The 14,463-nt window shown below is 60.8% G+C and carries 13 protein-coding genes; 11 read left to right on the forward strand and 2 right to left on the reverse strand.

Annotated elements, in window-relative coordinates; all coding sequences use genetic code 11:
- The coding region (locus NW846_RS11370; RefSeq protein ID WP_414516043.1) for an ABC transporter permease at nucleotides 1–645 on the forward strand (645 nt) is incomplete at its 5' end.
- A gap of 24 nt (nucleotides 646–669) precedes the next feature.
- Here the strand turns inward: NW846_RS11370 and NW846_RS11375 are convergent.
- A complete protein-coding gene (locus NW846_RS11375) occupies nucleotides 670–885 on the reverse strand; it encodes a hypothetical protein (protein WP_414516045.1) in 216 nt (71 codons plus the stop codon).
- Nucleotides 886–1,001: 116 nt separating this feature from the next.
- On the opposite strand from NW846_RS11375, the gene NW846_RS11380 reads away from it, so the two are divergent.
- The 4 genes from NW846_RS11380 (at nucleotide 1,002) to NW846_RS11395 (ending at nucleotide 5,179) form a co-directional block, all read left to right on the forward strand.
- A complete protein-coding gene (locus tag NW846_RS11380) occupies nucleotides 1,002–1,652 on the forward strand; it encodes a class I SAM-dependent methyltransferase (RefSeq protein ID WP_011433463.1) in 651 nt (216 codons plus the stop codon).
- A gap of 95 nt (nucleotides 1,653–1,747) precedes the next feature.
- Entirely contained in the window at nucleotides 1,748–2,770 is a 1,023-nt protein-coding gene (thiL, locus tag NW846_RS11385) for a thiamine-phosphate kinase (RefSeq protein ID WP_414516047.1), read from the forward strand.
- 201 nt (nucleotides 2,771–2,971) lie between these two features.
- Nucleotides 2,972–3,565 carry a hypothetical protein gene (locus NW846_RS11390; RefSeq protein ID WP_414516049.1) on the forward strand — a complete coding sequence of 198 codons (594 nt, stop codon included), beginning with the start codon at nucleotides 2,972–2,974 and terminating at the stop codon, nucleotides 3,563–3,565.
- Nucleotides 3,566–3,649: 84 nt separating this feature from the next.
- On the forward strand, nucleotides 3,650–5,179 hold the full coding sequence (locus NW846_RS11395) for a S10 family peptidase (protein ID WP_414346960.1): 1,530 nt from the start codon (nucleotides 3,650–3,652) through the stop codon (nucleotides 5,177–5,179).
- 23 nt (nucleotides 5,180–5,202) lie between these two features.
- Here the strand turns inward: NW846_RS11395 and cysS are convergent, their stop codons facing one another.
- Nucleotides 5,203–6,723: a cysteine--tRNA ligase gene (gene cysS, locus NW846_RS11400; protein ID WP_011430718.1), complete on the reverse strand. Its 1,521-nt coding sequence runs from the start codon at nucleotides 6,721–6,723 to the stop codon at nucleotides 5,203–5,205.
- A gap of 348 nt (nucleotides 6,724–7,071) precedes the next feature.
- Here cysS and NW846_RS11405 point away from each other — a divergent pair, with 348 nt between their 5' ends.
- The 6 genes from NW846_RS11405 to NW846_RS11430 all read left to right on the forward strand — a co-directional run.
- A complete protein-coding gene (locus tag NW846_RS11405) occupies nucleotides 7,072–8,715 on the forward strand; it encodes a LysM peptidoglycan-binding domain-containing protein (protein ID WP_414346961.1) in 1,644 nt (547 codons plus the stop codon).
- A gap of 93 nt (nucleotides 8,716–8,808) precedes the next feature.
- Nucleotides 8,809–10,149, forward strand: a complete 1,341-nt coding sequence (locus NW846_RS11410; RefSeq protein WP_414516052.1) for an FIST N-terminal domain-containing protein — start codon at nucleotides 8,809–8,811, stop codon at nucleotides 10,147–10,149.
- Between the two features lie 150 nt (nucleotides 10,150–10,299).
- Nucleotides 10,300–12,078, forward strand: coding sequence for an ABC transporter ATP-binding protein (locus NW846_RS11415; RefSeq protein WP_011430715.1), 1,779 nt, complete (start codon nucleotides 10,300–10,302; stop codon nucleotides 12,076–12,078).
- A 147-nt stretch (nucleotides 12,079–12,225) separates the two neighbouring features.
- On the forward strand, nucleotides 12,226–12,981 hold the full coding sequence (locus NW846_RS11420) for a response regulator transcription factor (RefSeq protein ID WP_011430714.1): 756 nt from the start codon (nucleotides 12,226–12,228) through the stop codon (nucleotides 12,979–12,981).
- Between the two features lie 93 nt (nucleotides 12,982–13,074).
- The gene (locus NW846_RS11425) at nucleotides 13,075–13,668 is read left to right on the forward strand and encodes an IS607 family transposase (protein ID WP_414515214.1); all 594 of its coding nucleotides are present in this window, start codon (nucleotides 13,075–13,077) and stop codon (nucleotides 13,666–13,668) included.
- Nucleotides 13,556–14,463: helix-turn-helix domain-containing protein (locus NW846_RS11430; protein WP_414516060.1), on the forward strand; the 908-nt coding region annotated here is incomplete at its 3' end. The genes NW846_RS11425 and NW846_RS11430, both read left to right, overlap by 113 nt.

Here is a 14,463-nt window from a genome sequence, read left to right on the forward strand (position 1 = left end):
GGACAAAACTACACCCAGTTTTTGGGGGCGGGAGTCATCGTGTTTACGGCTTTTGGTGGAGCCTTGAATGCCGGAGTGCCGGTGATTTTCGACCGAGAATTTGGCTTTTTGAACCGGTTGTTGGTGGCTCCCCTCACCTCTCGTTTTTCCATTGTTCTTGCTTCTAGCCTGTTTATCGTCAGCTTGGCGCTGCTGCAGACGGCAGTCATTGTGGGGGCAGACTACGCCCTTGGGGCCGGGATCCCCGACGGGCCAGGCTTGGCGGTGGTGGCCCTGATCGTGGGCCTGTTGGTCTTGGGCTTCACGGCCCTGAGCTTGGGCTTGGCCTTTGCTATGCCGGGGCACCAGCAATTGCTGGCTTTCATCTTTTTGGTCAACTTGCCCCTGATCTTTTCCAGCACGGCCTTGGCTCCCCTGAGCTTTATGCCCACCTGGCTGCGTTGGGTGGCCAGCCTCAACCCCCTCACCTTTGCCATCGAGCCCATCCGCCATGTTTACCGCAGCAGCCATTGGAGCTGGGCCGATGTGGTGCTGCAGGCTCCCTGGGGCGATCTCACCCTGGCGGGATCCCTGGGCCTTTTGACGGGGTTTGTGGGGGTGTCGGTTCTACTGGTGCAGGGGGTGTTGCGCAAAAGCTTGGCCTGAGCATCTCTGCCCAGGCTGTGCCGCTCAAAGCCACTGGCGGGAAACGGACTTCTCCATAGCTGCCTGTGCTCGCTGCACCAGAGCCAGGGGGCTGTCCTGGGCTGGGGAAACGCTGAGAGAAGGAGTAAGGCTGCGAGCCTGCAGAGCCATGTGGAGCTGCAGTTCGGTTACGTACTCCCGCAGGCCAAAGTTAGACCCAGAAGAAGAAAGAGCCGCTGAAGAGGGGTAAGACACAGACATCACGGCAAAGAGTCCTTCGGGAAATGGCCACTGTTGCTCTGCTAAGGTATCACGCCCACCCCTTTTCCGAAGCTTCCAAAATGTTAGCTTTGATTAAGATTTGCAACCGTTTGGCCATGGTGGTGCTCAAGGATTGGCAGCGCTCCAAGTTGGATCCCAGCGACGATGCCCTCTTTTACAGCTATCCTCGCTTCGTGACTCATGTGGATTCTGGCTTCATCGGCCAGCTCACCGATCTGTACCGCGAGCATCTGCGGCCCCAGACCCGCATTCTCGATCTGATGAGCAGTTGGGTCTCCCATTTGCCACCTGAGATGGAGTTTGCCCATGTGGAGGGGCATGGGATGAACCCTGAGGAACTGGCGGCCAACCCCCGGCTGGATCACTTCTTCATCCAAAACTTGAACCAAAACCCAAGTCTGCCCTTCCCTGATCAATCCTTCGACGCGGTGCTAAACACGGTCTCGGTGCAATATCTGCAGCAGCCAGAGCAGGTGTTTGCCGAGGTGTATCGCATCCTAAAGCCCCAGGGCCTCTTCATCGTCAGCTTCTCCAATCGCATGTTTTTCCAGAAGGCGATCCAGGCTTGGCGGGACAACTCTGAGGCGGGGCGAGTGGAGTTGGTCAGGCGCTATTTTGAGTCGGTGCCAGGGTTTGCGGTGGTGAAGGTGATCCAGCGGCCTGCCCCTATGGGTTGGCTGGGCTTTTGGGCAGGCGGAGGCGGGGATCCCTTCTATGCCCTGATTGGACAGCGGACGGCAGGATAGGGCTTGCCTGTGGGATCCTTGGAAATATCCAACAAGACTCCAGCATCCACCAGATCTTGCAGCTGTGTTGTCCTCGCTACCCTCAGAGGTCTGTCTTGTTCTCCGGTCTTTCTGACAGTTCTTCCCCACAAAACGGCAATCCTTCCCCCCTACCCATCTCGGCAATTGGGGAGGCAGGGCTGCTGCAGATCGTGCAGCGCTACTGTCCGGCCCAGGTGGTGGGAGACGATGCGGCGGTGTTGGCTGCTCCGGAGGGGCAGTTGGTGGTGACAACCGATGTGTTGGTGGAGGGAGTTCACTTCAGCGATCTGACGACCCCGGCCCATGCGGTGGGCTGGCGCGCGGTGGCCGCCAATCTATCGGATCTGGCCGCGATGGGATCCCGTCCGCAGGCGTTGGTGGTGGGCTTGGGCTTGCCGGGATCCACGCCGGTCGCTTGGGTGGAGGAGCTTTATCAAGGGATGCAAGCCTGTTGCGCCCGCTGGGGATGTCACCTGGTGGGAGGGGATCTGTGTCGGTCGCCGCATCGGTTCGTGGCGATCACGGCTTTGGGAAGGGTGCAGCCGGGGCGGGCTATTCAGCGCAGACGGGCTCAACCCGGCGATTGGCTGGTGGTGACAGGGCCGCACGGAGATGCGCGGGCAGGCTTGGAACTGCTTCTCCATCCTGAACAGGGATCCTCAGCCACGGCAGCCGAGCGCGAGCAGTTGATCAGGGCTCACCAATACCCACGCCCGCGCCTGGATCTGGTGCCCCTCTTGGAAGGGATCCCGGATCCCTTGCGCATTGCCGGCATGGATACCAGCGATGGTTTGGCAGATGCCCTGGTGCAGGTGTGTCAGGCCAGCGGGGTGGCGGCGAGGATCGAGGTGGAGCGGATCCCGATTTCAGAAGCTTTGCGGCAGGCTTTTCCGGCCCAAGCCTGGGAGTGGGCGCTCTATGGAGGCGAAGATTTTGAGCTGCTCCTCAGTGCCGAGGTGTCGGTGGCCAAGCATCTGTTGGAAAGATTGCCAGGGGCCGTTTGGATTGGAGAAGTGACAGGCTGGGATCCGCAGGGAACCGTCTGGCTGAAGGACGGGCAAGCCCTCAGTCGTCAACAAGCCTTCCAGCATTTCTAAGAGGCGTTGTGCTGCAGGATGGCCACCCAAACTGCCAACAGTTGAAAACAAATCGACTTGTGGGAGAAAACAAGCCCTAGGAAGGATTCGATAACCTAGAAGTGGAGAGAAGCTGAGACAAGGAAGCAAATTGACTTGGAATAGCTTCAGGCAACTGCTCAGAACTCGGCAGAACTTGGAGAAGCATTGGAGACTCTACTCATGAAAGCTATCTTAACAGCAGCCCTTATTGGCCTGGCCGGGATCCCTGCGTTGGCCCCCTTGCCCAGTTCGGCTCAGCCGCTTTTTGAATTGGGTGCCTACCGCCTTGAGCAGGGGACGATTATCCCGGTCGGCAGCCTGAGTAGCGAAGGGCCGCAATACTTTTACCCCGACACCATCTACCCGCTGGAGGTGGCCGTCACGCAAAACATTTTCGACAACCAGGGGCGTTTGGTGATCCCGGCGGGCAGCCGCGTTTTTGGGCAAATGGAACCGGCACCGGGCGGATCCCGCTTTGTTGCCACCTCCATCGTCCTCGGCGGTCGCACCTATAGCCTGCAGGCCTCTTCCGGCATCCTCCACGACGAGAAGGATCCCCGCCAGTATTCGGCTGAGGCCATCGCCCAGGATGCAGCCATCGGGGCAGTCGCAGGCACCCTTTTGGGAGCCATCAGCGGCGGCGTCTCGGCGGGCAATGTTCTAGGCGGGGCAGTGGCTGGCGTGGTGGTGGGCAATGTAACCGCTCCCCAGGTGGTGGTGCTGCGCCCCGGCCAGTCGTTTAATCTGACTTTGGAAGCGCCGCTCACCCTGTAATCCCCGGCTTCTGTTCCAAGGCAGGGGTGGAGATCCGGCAACTTGTGATTCACTGGATCAGCAAGTTGTGGATCCCGTGTCTCTATGCCTGCAGAATCCAAGTCCACTCCTGTCCTGCACACCACGGAGCACACGTTCAACGCCGGGGGAAAGTCCTTCCCCTACAGGGCGGTGGCCGGCTGGCAGACCCTCTTCCGGCGGGAAAAGCCGGTAGCCGAGATCTTCCACGTCGCCTATCTGAGGCAGGAGGTTGACTCCCGACAGCGGCCTCTCACCTTCGTCTTCAACGGCGGGCCGGGGGCGGCCTCTGCCTATTTGCACATGGGATCCCTGGGGCCGAGACGCCTCCGCTTTGGGCCCAACGGCAGCTTGCCGCTCTCGCCAGTGCAACTGGTGGATAACGGCGAAAGTTGGCTGCTGTTTTCTGATTTGGTCTTTGTCGATCCGGTGGGGACGGGGTTCAGCCGCGCCCTGCCCAAGGAGTCTCAAGACGCCAAAAGTTCTCAGGAAAAATCCGATCCGGCGGCCAAGCCCACCCAGGCGGAGGAAAAGGAAGACGAGCCCCCCAAGGAGGCTCCCTTTTGGGACGTGGAGCGGGATTTGCAATCCTTGGGCGAGTTTATCCAGGGCTTCCTCTCGCGCTACAAGCGCTGGCTCTCTCCCATTTTCATTGCCGGCGAGAGCTACGGGGGCTTTCGGGTGGCGCGGCTGGCCAAGGAGCTGCAAGCCAAGTTTGGCGTGGGCCTGTCGGGGGCTATTCTCATCTCGCCGGCCATCGAGTTCGGGCTGCTGGAGACCACCGATTACAACCTCAGCACCTGGGCAATGCTTTTCCCCTCCTATGTCGCCACAGCAGCCTATCATGGGCGGTGTGGCTGGGGGGAGGATTTGCAGATCCTGCTGCCCAAAGCAGAAGGCTTTGCCCGCCAGCGGCTGTTGCCCCTCTTGGCCATGGGAGAGGCGATGCCAGAAGCGGAGCGGCAGGCCATCTACGCGGAGATGGCGGCAGGGATCGGACTCTCGCCGGAGTATGTGGCCCACAAGGGGGGGCGGATCGACCCGGCCAGCTTTGCCCGCGAGCTGTTGCGCTCCCAGCGGCTGGTGCTGGGGCTCTACGACGCCTCTGTAACCACCGTGGATCCCTTTCCGGATCGGCCTACCTTCGAGGGATCCGATCCCACCTTAGATGGGGTAGATCGCCTGTTTACTGCCGCCATCAACAGCCACCTGCGGGAGACCCTGCAGGTGGACACGGAGCTGACCTATCACCTCCTGAACCTAGAGGTGTTCAAGTCCTGGCGCTTCGCCCCCAAGGGGGAGCTCAAGCAAGGGTTCATCGGCGCCATGGACGAGCTGCGCAGCAGCATGGCCCTCAACCCCCACATGCGGGTGAGCATTCACCACGGCTTCTACGACCTGGTCACCCCTTACTTTGCCTCCAACCACCTGGTGGATTTGATGAAGCTGGATCCCCGCCTCAAGGCCAACCTCACCCTGCGCCACTACCGCGGCGGCCACATGTTCTACACCTGGGATCCCTCGCGGGCCGAGTGGTTTGCCGAAATGGCTGAGTTTTACCGAAAGGCCGTTTCCAGCTCGGGGATCCCTGCGTGATGGGCAATCCCAACCCCGCCTGCCTACTGCCGCAGCCAACGGGTGGTGCCGTCTTTTTGGTCGATAAGGGTGATCCCCAGAGCCTTTAACTGCTCCCGAATGCGATCGGCTTCGGCAAAGTTTTTCGCCTTGCGGGCCGCCGTGCGTTGGGCCACCAGCTCTTCAATCCGCGCGTCTTCAAGGGGTGGAAGCTTGGCCAGTTCCCCGTTGGCGGCAGCTTTCTCGGATCCCTGGGCAGGCTGGGGCCAGCAGAAGCCCAGCGTGGCCAAGATCTCCAGCAGGGCGGCGCCCTTCTGCCTCAGCAAGTGCGGCTGCAGGTGGGTGTGGCCCTGGTGGGTCAAGAGGTTGTGCTCGCGGATCAGTTCCTTGGCCAGCTCAAAGGCAAGAGCCAGCGCCCCAGGGGTGCCGAAGTCGTCGTCCATGGCCGTCTGGAAAGCCCTCATCGCCTCGGAATCGGGGGATCCCCCTTGGCCAAACTGCTGGGCGCAGTGGATCCCTTTTTGGAGAGTCTCCCAGCCGTGGCTGGCCGCCTCCATTGCTGCTTCAGTGAGGTCAATCGGGCTGCGGTAATGGGTCTGCAGCAGGAACAGCCGCAGGGCCATGGGGTGATAGAGGGCAAGGGCCTGTCGTAGGGTGGTGAAGTTGCCCAAAGATTTGGACATCTTCTGGCCGTTGACGTTGACAAAGCCGTTGTGCAGCCAGTACTTGGCCAGCGGCTTGCCGGTAATTGGCTCGGATTGGGCCAGCTCGTTCTCGTGGTGGGGAAAAATGAGGTCTGCCCCACCAGCGTGAATGTCGATGTGATCCCCCAGAGTCTCTCGCACCATGGCCGAACACTCGATGTGCCAGCCCGGTCGCCCCCAACCCCAAGGGGACTCAAACCCCGGCTCGGAAGGGGGGGCCGCCTTCCAAAGGGCAAAGTCAAAGGGATCCCGTTTGCCAGCGCCCTCTTCTCCCACCCGGCCGCTGGCCCCTGCCTCCAGCTCCTCCAGCTTGCGACCGGAGAGCTGGCCGTAATCCGGGAACTTACGGACGGCATAGTAGACATCGTAAGCAGGAGTCTCCCCCTGAGGGGCGAGGGGATCCCGTACCCGGTAGGCAAAGCCCTTGAGCTCCAGCGATTGGATCAGCTCGAACATGGCCCGCAGCGATCGGGTTGCCCTGGGGTAGAGATCGGCCCGCTTGATGTTGAGGCGATCCATATCTTGGAAATACTCGGCGATGAAGCGTTCCGCCACCGCCTGCATCGACTCGCCCCGCTCTAAGGCCCGCTTGAGGATCTTGTCGTCCACGTCGGTAAAGTTCTGCACATACTTCACCCGGTAGCCGCGGCACTCCAGGTAACGACGCACCATATCCCACACCACATAGGTGCGCGCGTGGCCGAGATGGCAGAGGTCGTAAACCGTGACGCCGCAGACGTACATCCGCACCAGCGGCTTCTCCCCGCCCGCTGCCTCGTCGGCAGAAATGGACTCAGAGCCACCGAAGGGTTGAAACACTTCCTTACGGCGAGTCAAGGTGTTGTAGACAACCAAAGTCATGGAGAATCCTGGTTTGTAGTTTCAGCTACAGCAAAGCGGGCTTTATCTTCCAGATCGGCACGGTGGCACACTCTGTTCTACATCGGATAAGGCTCGACAAAATCTCACCAGGCCGAAGGCTGAAATCATTGTGGGACAAGCATTTTAGCTGAAGTTACCTGCAAAGACTTGTCTAGATTTATTAACTACGGTACTCTAACCTGAGTGCGAACCAACGTATTCATTATCGAACTGCGCTTGGGCTTCACCGGCCTCGGTGGAGCTTGCAGCAAGGGGCCGCTGGCCTCAATTTTGACATCTTCTCTTTCACTCTAGTGTCAGCCTGTTGGTGTGAGGATGCCCCAAAGATTGACGTTCTCAGATGCCCAGGGGAGGGAGCTGGACATCCATAGCGCTGCCGTGAGCACCCTTTCTCCGCCCAAGGATCCGGCAGGGATCCCGACCGCTCAGGAGCGGGCTGCCGAGGGGGGAGAGCCGGCACTTCTGTCTGCCCCGTCAAGACTCCGGTGGGCTGGCTTAGCCCTTTCTCTCAGCTTAACGGGCCTGGTGTGGCTCCTGAAGCTGGAGGCCGATCCCCACGCCGATGCCCTGGAAGAGTCGGGGCCGGCCCCCTCCGATGAGCCAGCCGAGCTAGAAAATCCAGATCCCTCGACCTTGGCTCCGGCGCGACGGGGCTACCCGAGGTGGGCCACCGGCCTCTTGCTCATGCTGGGCTTGGCGGGGGTGGCCACGCTGCATCAACGCCAGCTTTCTCCTCACCCTTGGGGATCCCGGCTAGCGGAGCCGATTCCGCCCTCGGTGCACACGCTGTCCGGCGCCCTGCAGCAGAACTACGAGCAAAAAAAAGCCCAACTGCGGCAAGCCTTCGAGGCGGGCCAGATCCCGACTGGGGAAGGGCCCCGAGGCATTCTCGAGCATGAGGTGCAGCCGGGGGAAACCCTCTGGCATCTGACCCAGATGTACCAGCTCGATGCCGCCGCCATCACTGTCTCCAACGGCATTCAAGCCAGTACGCCGCTGCGGCCAGGGCAGAAGCTGCTGATCCCCAGCCAGCCGGGATTGATCTACAGCGTCAAGCCGGGAGATACACTGGAAGACATTGCCAACCGCTACCGGGTTCCGCAGCAGCGGATCATCGAGGCAACTCCCCTGGATCGGCCTGAGTATCTGCGCATTGGCCAACGACTGCTCATCCCCGGCGATGTGGGCGAGCTGATCCGGCGCGAGAACGAGATGCTCGCCCGCCGCGAGGCAGAAGAACGCCGCCGCCAGGAAGAGGAAGCCCAGGAACAAGCTCGATTACAGGCCGAGCAGCAACGCCAGGCCCAGCAGATGCAGCAAGAACGACAGGCCCTCTTGGCCGGTGGCTCGCTGGTCCACACGGTGGGAGCTGGCGACACCATCGAGCGGATTGCCGCTCGCTATGGGGTGACGCAGCGGTCGATCATCCAGGCTAACAACTTGCGCAATCCCCACTGGCTACGCATTGGCCAACGCCTGACAATTCCGGCGCCTGGCACGCAGCCCGCCCCGCCGGCCCCCGGGCGACGAGCCCGGAGCCAATCCCAAGCTCGGCCAGCGCCGGCAGCTCCTCCTCCAGCTCTTCCTCCGGCCCGCAGCAGTGGCTTCATCTGGCCGGTTGCGGGGCAAATCACCTCCGGCTTTGGCTACCGTCGCGGTCGCTTCCATGCGGGGGTCGATATTCCCGGCCCGGTGGGATCCCCCATTGTAGCCGTTCAGGAGGGGGAGGTCATTTTTGCCGGCAATGCCGGGGATGGCTACGGCAATCGCGTCGATATTCGCCATCCCAACGGGATCGTTACCCGCTACGCCCACGGTCACCGGATCTATGTGTCCAAGGGCCAGTATGTGCAGCAGGGCCAGGTAATCATGAGCCGGGGCAATACGGGCCGCAGCACAGGGCCACACTTGCACTTTGAAGTCCGCCCCGGCGGGGGCGCGCCTGTGGATCCGCGGCCCTATCTGCCCTAAACACGTTTCAAACAAGAGGCTGCGCAGAACAGCCAGTCCCGGGCATAAATTGCTAGCCTAAAAAAGCAAACTCCAGACCGTAGGAACACGCCGATGCAGTGGGTGAACGCGCTCTCCCAGCTCCCTTCTCTGGAAGCGGCTCTGCGGCAGGTGGTGGAGGAAGCTAAGGCTAAGCTCCAGGTAGCCCAACTGAAGAGCGCCCTGACGCGACAGGTGCAGGCGGTGGGATCCGGCAGCCTGCCGGGGCTGCTCACCGGGTACGTCCCCTCTCAGCCGCTGCGGCCCAACTTGGGGATCCTGTTTGTGTCGGCGGCCTTTGCCAGCGAGTACATTCGCGTGCTGCCCCTGTTGTCGGAGCTGTTGGAGGTGGACGTTTTGATCGGCTGCTCCGGCGGCGGGATCGTGGGTGGGGGGCATGAAATTGAGGAGGGGCCGGCCCTGTCGCTGTCTTTGGCGGTGCTGCCGGATGTGGCCTTGCACCCTTTTTATTTGCGGGGAAACCAATTGCCCGACTTGGATGCACCTCCTTCGGCCTGGATAGACTTGGTTGGAGTTTTGCCGCAGAGCAAGCCCCATTTTCTGCTCTTGGCGGATGGATTTTCCTCTCGAATCTCTGAGCTGTTGCAAGGGCTGGATTTTGCCTATCCGGGGGCGGTCAAGGTGGGGGGATTGGCCAGTGGCGGCCGCGGCCCTCGCGGCAATGCTCTGTTTTTGCTGGATGCGCGTACCCCCACACCCCGGCGGGAGCTGTATCGGGAAGGCACGGTGGGGCTGGCCCTCTCCGGCAACGTGGTGCTAGATGCGGTGGTGGCTCAGGGATGTCGCCCGATTGGGGATCCCTTGCGCGTCACCGAAGCGGAGGGGAATGTGATCCTCAGCTTGGAGGGGCGTCCTCCTTTGGCGGTCTTACAGGATTTGGCCGAACGGCTCAGCCCATCGGATCAACGCTTGGCCCGCCAAGCTCTCTTCATCGGCCTGCTGATGGACGAGTTCAAATCCGAGCCGACGTCGGGAGATTTTCTCATTCGCGTGATCCTGAGCATCGATCCACGGGTGGGGGCGATCGCCATCGGGGATCGGGTGCGCCCCGGCCAGACGGTGCAGTTTCATCTGCGCGATGCCCAGACTTCGGCGGAAGATCTGCGGTGGGCCCTCAGCCGCTATTGTGCCGAGCGCAACCTACAGCAAAGCTACCCCGCAGAACGCTCCTCTCAACCCAAGCCGGATCCCTGTGGGGCGCTGATGTTCTCCTGCCTGGGACGAGGCAAGGGGCTGTACGGTACCCCCAACTTTGACTCGCAACGGTTTCGGGAATTGCTGGGAGAGCTACCCCTGGGGGGCTTTTTTTGCAACGGCGAGATCGGCCCGGTGGGGGGATCCACCTTTTTGCACGGCTACACCTCCTGCTTTGGGATCTTCCGGCCCGCCCGCTAAGGTTTTGGCAATCCTGAGCTGAGTTTGTAGCTGAGACCCAGACTCCCTCAGCGACGCTGCCGAAGTCCTGGAGCTGCCCCAGCGGGGAAAGAAGGGAAGCTGGAGCGGTGGTCTATAATCCTGCCAATCCCTCGATCGCCGCCCTCAGCCATGGCCGATGTCGCTCCGGTTGTCACTTCTGCCCTTCTGACTGTTCAGGGGTTGCGGGTTTTCTTGCCCAGCCGCACTGCCGGCAGCCAGGCAGAATGCTTGGGATCCCCGGTGGTGGATGGGCTGTCCTTTCAACTGGGGGCCGGACAAGTCCTGGGCTTAGTGGGGGAATCCGGATCCGGCAAGACCATAACCGCCCTGACGCTGATGGACTTGCTGCCCAGCTCCGCTCGGGTAGAAGGCACCATTCTCTTTCAGGGCCCCCAGGGAACAGTGGACTGGCTGCGGCTGGATCCCCGGCAACGGCGGCGCTACCGCGGCTCCCAGATCGCCATGATCTTCCAAGAGCCGAGCACCGCCCTCAACCCCCTCTACACCTGTGGCCAGCAGTTGCGGGAAACCCTGAGGGCCCACACCTCCCTCCCCCCAGCGGAGCTCCGCGCCCAAGCCATCCGCCTGTTTGAGGAAGTGCAGCTTTCTCCCCAGATGCTGGAGCGCTATCCCCATCAGCTCTCCGGCGGCCAGATCCAGCGGGCGGCCATCGCCTGTGCCATCGCCTCTAACCCCAAGCTGTTGATTGCTGATGAGCCGACTACCGCCTTGGATGTAACGGTGCAAGCCGAGATCTTGCGCCTGCTCCGGGATCTGCAGCAGCAGCGACAGATGGCGATCCTCTTCATCACCCACGACCTCAATTTGGTGGCGGAATTGGCGGATCAGGTGGTGGTGATGTGCCGGGGCCAAGCCGTGGAACAAGGATCGGTGAAACAGATCTTTTGGGATCCCCAGCACCCCTACACCCGCGGCCTGCTGGCCTGTCGCCCACCGTTGGAGCGGCGGTTGCGGCGGCTGCCCACCGTCCAGGATTTCCAGGAAAAGGGGGGATCCCTCGAGGAGCGGTGGCAGCAACTGGAGATCCCAGCCGCCGAAGAGGAAGAACGGCTGCGCCAGATATGCAGCCAGCCCCCTCTGTTGCAGGTGCGGGAGTTGCGCACCCACTATGCCGTCCGTCGCGGGCCATTGGGCCGCCAGGTGGGCGAGATCCGAGCTGTGGACGGGATCAGCTTCGACCTGTATCCAGGCGAAACCCTGGGGGTGGTGGGCGAGTCCGGCTGCGGCAAAACCACCCTGGGGCGAACCCTGTTGCGTCTAATCCGCGCCAGTTCCGGCCAGGTAATCTACGACGGAGAAGACTGGCTCCGCCTGCCGCCTCGGCGCCTGCGCCGCTTGCGCCGCGAGATCCAGCTTATCTTTCAGGATCCGGCAGCCTCTTTGGATCCGCGCATGAGTGTGGGAGCCAGCGTCATGGAGCCGATGGTGCTGCACGGGATGGGGAGAAACGCCGCCGAGCGGCGAGCACGAGCCCAACGCCTGTTTGAACGAGTCGGGTTGGATCCCGAGGCGCTGGATCGTCTGCCCCACCAGTTTTCCGGCGGGCAGCGGCAGCGGATTTGCATTGCCCGCGCCCTGGCTTCGGAGCCGCGCCTGCTCGTCTGCGACGAGGCAGTGTCTTCCCTGGATGTCTCCGTACAGGCCCAGGTGCTGAACTTGCTCAAGGATCTGCAGGAGGAGCTGGGACTGACCTATCTGTTCATCTCCCACGACCTGAGCGTGGTCAAGTTCATGAGCGACCGCATTCTGGTCATGAACCGAGGCCGCATCGAAGAAATTGGCCCTGCCGCTCAGATCTACCGGAACCCGCAGCAGGACTATACCCGCCGCCTCATCGCCGCCATTCCCAAAGGGGATCCGAAAAAGCGTGCCCGCCAAGCCGGATGAAGGGTCTCCCCTGGAGCCGCGCCCACCCGCCTCCCGGCCAGATTTGCAATGAGGCTAGAATTAAGTAAACTTTGAGTCGTAAAGCTTTGGACTCTTGTTAGCTGATTTAACAAAACGTTTTATCCGCAGTTTGGGCTGCAACCGGCTATGGCTCGCATACTCATCATTGAGGACGACCCTTCAATTCTGGATATTCTGCGTATCAATCTGGAGTTGGCGGGCTATGAGGTCGTGAAGGCCACCGATGGGGTACGCGGACAAGCACTGGCTCTGCAGGTTCTTCCGGATCTCATCATTCTCGACCTGATGCTGCCCCAGGTGGACGGCCTGACGGTTTGCCAGCGCTTGCGGCGGGAGGAGCGCACCAGCGAGATCCCGATCCTGATGCTCACCGCCCTCGGCCAAACCCAAGACAAGATTGAAGGCTTCAACGCTGGCGCCGACGACTACCTGACCAAACCCTTTGAGGTGCAGGAGCTGCTGGTGCGGGTGCGGGCCCTGCTGCGACGTGCCGATCGCATTCCCCAGACGGCCAAACACGGCGAGATCCTCACCTATGGCCCCCTCACCCTGGTGCCAGAGCGCTTCGAGGCGGTGTGGTTTGGCAAAACCATTAAGCTCACCCACCTGGAGTTTGACCTGCTCCACTGCCTGATGCAGCGACACGGGCAGACTGTTTCTCCAAGCGAAATCCTGCAGGAGGTGTGGGGCTACGAGCCCGACGACGACATCGAGACTATCCGCGTCCACATCCGCCACCTGCGCACCAAGCTGGAGCCGGATCCGCGCCACCCCCAGTACATCAAAACTGTCTACGGGGCGGGCTACTGTCTGGAGCTGCCCAACATTGCCGATCCCCAGCCGCTGCAGCCGGAACTGGCAAAAGACTCCTCTTCCCCGTAAAAACCACCTGCCGTAGGAGAGCATGACTCTAGTCAATGATATGCTGGACTATACTGAAAATAATGTACAATATGTTCAGTATGGCTGCTTGGTATGGCTAGGTATGTAAAACCGAGAGAAGCGGCGGATTATTTTGGGGTGTGTCTCCACACCTTGAGGCGATGGGAACAGAAAGGCTGGATCAAAGCAATACGTACTCCATCTGGTAGGGCAAGAAGGTATGACCTCGACAGCTACATCAGAACGCCAAAGAAAGCCAAACGAGTCGTTTTGTACGCCCGAGTCAGCAGTCGAGGGCAAAAGTCAGACTTGGAGAGACAGATTGCAAGACTGGTTAACCTCTATCCTGGAGCCGAAGTGGTCGGAGAGGTTGGCGGCGGTCTCAACTTCAAAAGACCAAAGTTCCTTGCCTTATTGGAACGAGTTCGTGCGGGAGACGTCGGAACAATTGTGGTCGCTCACCGGGATCGACTCTGCCGGTTTGGATTTGAGTTCGTTGAGTGGTACTGCCGTCAATACGGGTGCGAAATCTTGGTTCTCGATGACGATCACCTTTCTCCCCAGCAGGAACTGGTTGAGGATATCCTCACCATCCTGCACTGCTTCAGCAGTCGGCTCTACGGACTCAGAAAATATCGGGCTGCAATCGAGAAAGATACGGATTTATCCGGAGCCAGCGCTGGCTAAAGTCTGGAAGCGGTGGCAAGCGGCGTGCCGGTACTGCTACAACCAAGCGATTGCCTATCAGCGTCAGCATGGTGCCCCAAAAACGGCCAGAAAGCTGCGGCACATCATCCTGCACTCCGACCTGCCCGGGTGGGTGAAGGACGCCCCCTGCCACATCAAGCAGAACGCGGTCGTCGAGGCGTGGTTGGCGTTCCGCCGAAGCAAAGACGCGAGGTTTCGCAGTGTGCGGGACAGGTCGCATACGCTGCAATTCAACGCCGGCAACTTTCGCAATGGGAAGTGGTATCCGAAACTCACCCGAGGTTTGGCGTTCCGCGCATCCGAGGAGATGCCCAGAGAATGGGCACGTGGAACTGAGCTAATGCGGGTGAAAGACAGATGGTATGCCATCTTTCCTGAGCCCGTGAACGAGCAGTGTTCGTTAGCAAAGGGGGTGATCGCACTTGATCCTGGAGTAAGAAGCTTCCTTACAGGGTTTGATGGGGCGGGCTTTGTAGATATCGCCAAGGGAGACTTTGGCAGGATCGTTCGGCTGTGCTACCACCTAGACGATCTGCAATCTAGGCTGAGTAAAGCACCGAGACCCAAGCGTAGGCGAATGCGGCAAGCGGCGTTTCGTCTGCGGGAGAGAATCAGGAACTTGGTGGACGAGTGCCATCGCAAGGTAGCGGCGTTCCTAACGGATAACTACCGATTGATATTCCTCCCCACTTTCGAGTCAGCCAAGATGGTTGCCAAGGCAGGGAGGAAGTTTGGTAGCAAGACAGCAAGGGCGATGCTCACCTGGGCGCACTA

Source organism: Synechococcus sp. W60.3, assembly GCF_047502615.1.
Classification (GTDB): domain Bacteria; phylum Cyanobacteriota; class Cyanobacteriia; order Thermostichales; family Thermostichaceae; genus Thermostichus.